The organism is Vagococcus proximus, from assembly GCF_029143285.1.
Classification (GTDB): domain Bacteria; phylum Bacillota; class Bacilli; order Lactobacillales; family Vagococcaceae; genus Vagococcus_D; species Vagococcus_D proximus.
Map to the genome: position 1 here is coordinate 1 of NZ_JAPDSH010000013.1, position 5,799 is coordinate 5,799.

Consider the following 5,799-nt stretch of genomic DNA (forward strand, 5'->3'; position numbering starts at 1 on the left):
TGATATGCAGTATTGTATCGAAGATTGATAACAAAATAAAGAGAACGTAGATGCGTTCTCTTTATCCAATAACCATATTAAATTTTATTTGATTAACATAAGTCACGTTATGCCTAGTTATTTTTAATCAAAGAATTTTTCAAAAAGTCTGTCTTTGATAAGGTATAATCATTATTCGACGCCTCACTATATCCTGATACAGAAGTGGTTAAATAAAAGTCATTACCAAATAATTTATTTATTTTTTTCTCAAATTTCAAAAAATCTGTTTGTTTTAAAGTGGATGTCGCATATATTTCATCAACATGGTTATTGATTGCTAATATTTGACCTCCAAATTCTTTAATTTCAGATAAAAAATTACCTATGTTTTGTTGAGACGAACCAATATTAAATTTGATTATTGGCTCAATAATAGTTACATCTGCTTGGAGCAATGCTTTAAATATGACATAAGGAGTTAATTTTCTAAAATCAGAGGGTGTACTTACAGGACTAGAAAATTCAGCTTCAAGTAGAGTTATTTTAAGACCTATAAATTCGTAACCATACAATCCGTTCACAAAAACTTGTTCGACACTTTCTTTAATGGCATTTTGAAAAGATTTTTTTAGATAGCCATTACTAACTAAACTAGAATACCTATTTTCGTTGCTATCATTTGGTTCAACTTTTACTTTCATAGTAGCCCAATATGGATTTGGGTGTTCCATCATTATCATTTCAGCAACTGCTACTGAAGTAACTTGTTCCTTGAACTGAACTAGAGGAAGTGAAAGATTTAAAGAGTTAAATGAATAATATTCCCGTATAGTTGATTCTAAATATTCAATCTGAACTTGTCCAAACACCATCATTGATATCTCATGAGTTTGTATATTAATGGCTAAATCCAGTAATGGATCTTCAGCATTTAAAATAGTTAAGATTGCTAATAATTGATTTCGCTCTTCTTCGTTGATATTAAAAATGGTTTTTAATGTTGGTTTGAACATAGACTGAATATTATTTACTTTCTTTCCAAAATAATCATTTATTGATAACTTATTTTCACCTTTTAGCAAGATGATATCTGGACCTTGTACAGATACTGATTGGTTAAATCCAGATTCATTTATTGTATAAATATTTGATAGTTTTACAGAGGTATCTTCGTTAAATGTAACTATTTCTTTATTTAATAATGTACCAGAGTTTACTTTAATATACGTTTCCTTAGTTCCTGATGAATAGTCAATTTTATAGACATAACCACTAGTTTCTTTTGTTGGTATTTTTATCTCAGATAGAACACTTAGCAAATCTAGTAGGTTTGAAATTTGCCAATTTTTAATAGCAGAACCTACAAATAATGGAAATAGCTCTTGTAACATGATGGATTTTTTCATTTGTTTGGTTAAATCATCTATAGAAACTTCATCATCTGACAAGTATTTTTCAAGTAAAGCATTATTCATTTCAATTATTTTTTCTTTCGTTTCTAAGGTATCTAAAGTATCAGTTCTGATTAATTGGTCTGTCAATTTTATTTTAATATCTTCAATGACACTATTAGACATTTCATTTTTCATATCTGTTTTATTGATATATAAAATAATTGGTTTATTTATTTCTTTTAAAAGGTTAAATAACTTTCTTGTATGATTGTTTAATCTTTCAAGGCCTGAAACAACTAAAATAGCAACATCTATCGCATTTAGAGAACGTTCTACTTCTCCAAAAAAATCAATATGACCAGGCATATCTAAAAGGTTTATTTTCGTATCATTCCATAAAAAAGAGATTGCTCCTGTTTTTATAGTAATACCTCGTTCTTTTTCTAGTTGTAAAGTGTCTGTCAAAGTTGTACCTTGTTTAATACTACCTGTTTTGTGTGTTGGATTCGCTGTAGAGAACATAGCTTCAGACAAACTTGTCTTTCCAGCGTCAACATGTGCCATGATACCTATATTTATTATTTTTTTCATATAAAAAAGACTTCTATGGTTTTTCCTAGCAAATTACTCTAGATTCATACCATAGAAGTCTGTTCTCATTTCTTCATATGCATTTCTAGAGTATTTATTTTAAAAAAGGGTAAACTAAATAAGCCTTAAAAAAAGCAATTTTTATTTAATTTCCCTAAAAATAAATACTCCGAAGCATACTGATCCACTCACTTTAAATTATTTGAATTAAACATACTATAATGGACTTATTAAATCAATGAGATTCATTTAATTATAATATTAATAATACAATTAACTAAATAGTTATTTAACTTCATGGTAAACATAATCAGATGTTATACCGAGCTGTAGACTTACCAAGAGTTACAGACGTTAAGATTGTGAAAATCGACTTGTCTACCCAAAATCAAAAAGCAGAACCTTGATTTAACAAGGTTCTGCTTTTTTTGACTTAGTGAAATTTGTAATCGTGAGTTAGACGGTTTTTGTTATTTTTAAGTTTAATATTACTGGTAATGTTAAACTTTTTTAGCGAGACATACCTCTACTTTTTCGTTGCTCTATTTGTTTTTCTCGTGTGATCAATTGTTTTAACCACGTTGTTAACTGCTGAATCCATTGAGTTAAACGATTTTCAGGGATATATCGCTTTACTTTATTTTCTTCAAGAGTTTCTTTCCAATCAGAACACTCATAAGAATCTCGTGGTTTTTCATCATTTTCAAGTTTTTCTAAAATAACTCGACCTTCGTACTCTACTTGAGACATAGAAAAATCAGATTTCCCTGTATCTTTTAATAAACTCTTCAGAACTCTATTATTATCCCTTACTTGTAGTGTATGTTCTTGCGTTTCTTCTAAGTCTTGTTTCAGACTTCTATTTTCTTGTTTTAAATGATTAATATGATTATCTCGCCCATCAAGTTGAACTTTATGATTAGCTATTTTTTCTGTTAAGTTTTTGACCTTTTTATTTAGATTATAGTTGGTAGTCTTGGTTAATTCAGCTTCTTTTTGAACTCCACCCATAAACTCTTTTAAATTAGTTAAATTTTTGGTATCAACAATCGTTTTTCCTAAAAATGTTTTTTCAAATTGATTGGTTAAATGAGTCCATTGATCTTGGACGTCATACACATTTTGAGTTGAAACACCTATATTTTTTACTTCTTTTATTTTTTTATTGATATGCTCTTTTCTTTGAGATAGCTCTGTTTCTTTTTCAGCGATTTCTTTCGCCATTTTTTTAATAATTTTAACGTCATCAATGCCAATTGTTTGATTATTTAAAATGCCCTCCTGGTAAATATGAGGAATTTGTTGTTTGAGATATTTGTCCAGGTCTTGATGAAAAGAAGATAGTTCTTTCCTGGTTAAAACTTCTTTGGCAGAGACTTTTTCACGTTGTTTTTTTTCGTCAAAAACAACAGGAATAAAAGCATAATGCAAGTGAGGAGTCGTTTCATCATAATGAACGGTTGCAGATAACACATTTTGATTACCGTATCGTTCATTCAAAAAATCGACTGTCGATTTAAAAAATTCTTTTTGAGTACTCATTGTCTCTTGTTCAAGTGATTTAGGAAGTGTCACAATCCAATCAGCCATAACTTTAACATCAGCACGATTAAAGCAATAAACCTCGGCTAATCTATTTTTTAACCGTTGGTTCATATCGCCTTCTTTATCACACAAATCATAATTTAAATAAGTTCGTTCTGAATCAATATCAGGGTTAGAATGATTTGTTGTTTTTCTTTCAATGTGAATGGATAATCCGTTCACTGAACCTTGGGTAAATTTTTCAACGTGAGCCATGAGAAAACCTCCTAAATAAGTTGAGTTCATCATAGCATGGTTAGAAAGCCAATTCAATTTGGTATAGCTCGTTATACCAAAATAAATTTTGGACTCGGTCTGCGACGCTTTTCGACTGAGACCAGTCGAGCTAAAACGTTCCGCTTAAATCGTCTGTGGACGATTTATCACCTTCACTTTTTTAGCTTACAGCAAGTCCAAATTGTTGCCAATTTAGACTTGCTGCTTTTTATATTTCAACGGTGGCTAGATTGCCAATGATTGAAATATAAAAAAAGAACCTTAGTAGGTTCTTTCAAAATTTAAATAGATGTATCTGTAATCATGATTTCATAGCCAACAACTTTTCGTCCTCTTTTTTGTGTGGTAACGAAAAATTCACATGCAATCTTTTCTTCCAATTCTTCGATAGAGCGTGTAATAACTTTTTGAAAAAATTGTCCTGCAGGCATACGAGAATCTTTACCTAAAAACCATGACTGCCAACTTTCTAAATCAGCAGAAATAGTTGTATATTTTTCTCGCCCCCTTCTATGAGATTCCCAAAGCTTTAACATAATTAGTGAATACTTCCCGTTAATTCTAGAAAGTTCATTTAATCTAAAGCTATAAAAATGTTCTTTCAAATCAAAAACTAAAGGAGCAGCATCTTCAGAAAATTTAAATCTAACAACACCGTTCTCTAAAAATTTAATTCTAGAAAATAATTGAGTCATTAAAATACCACTTACACCATTTTCAACTATAGGTAAATACAAAGCAGTATTTTCATTTAATTTTTTAAAAGCTTTAGCAATCCTAGTATATGAATCGCCTGAAGTATTAAGATTAAAATGTTTAATGATTTCCAATGCAGATACTTCATATTCATCGTCTAATTTAGAGTCTTTTCTAACATAGCTAAAACAGTAATCAAGAACACGTTGTTCAAAAGATTTTAAGCCACCAAACGACTTAGCTAAATCATTTCCCTGAACTACTAAGTAATCTTGACGTGCTAATAAATCTTTTATTGCTAGCTCAGCTTTCTTATTTTTCAAATTATACACCTCTATCCATCTAATTATACAATAATACCAAAAAAACGGAACAAATACAAATTAGGTATTTATGACGTGGAAAATGGTATTTATGACGTGGAAAATGGTATTTATGACGTGGAAAATGGTATTTATGACGTGGAAAATGGTATTTATAACCTCTGAAAGAATTGATATGAGTGCTTTTTGAAAGCCCCTAAAGTATTTAAAAGTATTTAAAAGTATTCTTTAAAGTATTTAATTAATAGAATGAGCTATTATTTTTCTATTTCTTTTGAAGAAAAGTTAACTAAAAAACAACTGAAAAAGGAGTGAGAGAAAAACACTCTCACATTTTACTTGCAACAGTCGCTATACGCTCCTTTGCTAAAAATAAAAAGATATCAATCAACGAACTTTTTAAATAGTTAAAAAACGCAAATAAACAGCCCTTTAAGCTATTTTAAGAGTGACATCATAGATTTACTCGCCAAGCGTCTTTCAGACGGTCAGGGCAAGCCCTAACAACCCTAGGTGTAAAACAAATATCAAAGAGCAATTGTCCAGATCATTTCCACCACTGCCACCATCTTTTATTTTCTATATTTTCTTCTAGTAGTTTTATATTCTTTTGTTGCTCGTAAAGTAATAATTGTTGTTGCTGGTCTAACAAAGCATGAAGTTTTTTTATTTGTTCTTTTTGCTCTTCATCATGCTTTTTAAGTAAGTTTATTTGCTCTTTTAAGCTCTCAACAAGCATTACATCGACCATTTCATCGTTTCTTGATGAAATGAAACGCTCTTCATTTTTTACTTGCTTAAAGCTCTCTATTATAGCGTTTGTAGTCGTTTCATCATACATGTTAGCGTTTCGTTTCTTAAACGTTTCGTGAAATGAGTTGGCTTTTAAAAACCTAAATAGAGTAGGCTTAGAAACGCCTATAATATCAGCTATTTCTTTCATTGTCTTATACGTTTCATCATTTCTCAAAGCGTTCAACTCCGTTTCACAG

Annotated in this window: 4 protein-coding genes; all 4 read right to left on the reverse strand. The window is 30.0% G+C overall.

The annotated features are described in order from the left end of the window. Nucleotides 1-113: 113 nt before the first annotated feature. Nucleotides 114-1,967, reverse strand: a complete 1,854-nt coding sequence (locus OL233_RS11220; RefSeq protein ID WP_275472399.1) for a GTP-binding protein — start codon at nucleotides 1,965-1,967, stop codon at nucleotides 114-116. A 510-nt stretch (nucleotides 1,968-2,477) separates the two neighbouring features. Beyond that, nucleotides 2,478-3,767, reverse strand: a complete 1,290-nt coding sequence (gene mobV / locus OL233_RS11225) for a MobV family relaxase (protein WP_197559204.1) — start codon at nucleotides 3,765-3,767, stop codon at nucleotides 2,478-2,480. 302 nt (nucleotides 3,768-4,069) lie between these two features. Continuing rightward, nucleotides 4,070-4,807, reverse strand: coding sequence for a replication initiation protein (locus OL233_RS11230; protein WP_197559200.1), 738 nt, complete (start codon nucleotides 4,805-4,807; stop codon nucleotides 4,070-4,072). 547 nt (nucleotides 4,808-5,354) lie between these two features. Next, the coding region (locus tag OL233_RS11235; RefSeq protein WP_275472400.1) for a hypothetical protein at nucleotides 5,355-5,799 on the reverse strand (445 nt) is incomplete at its 5' end.

Coding starts and splice junctions, on each gene's coding strand:
- OL233_RS11220 (WP_275472399.1), bottom strand. CDS start 1,967: ATGAAAAAAATAATAAATATAGGTATCATGGCACATGTTGACGCTGGA.
- mobV (WP_197559204.1), bottom strand. CDS start 3,767: ATGGCTCACGTTGAAAAATTTACCCAAGGTTCAGTGAACGGATTATCC.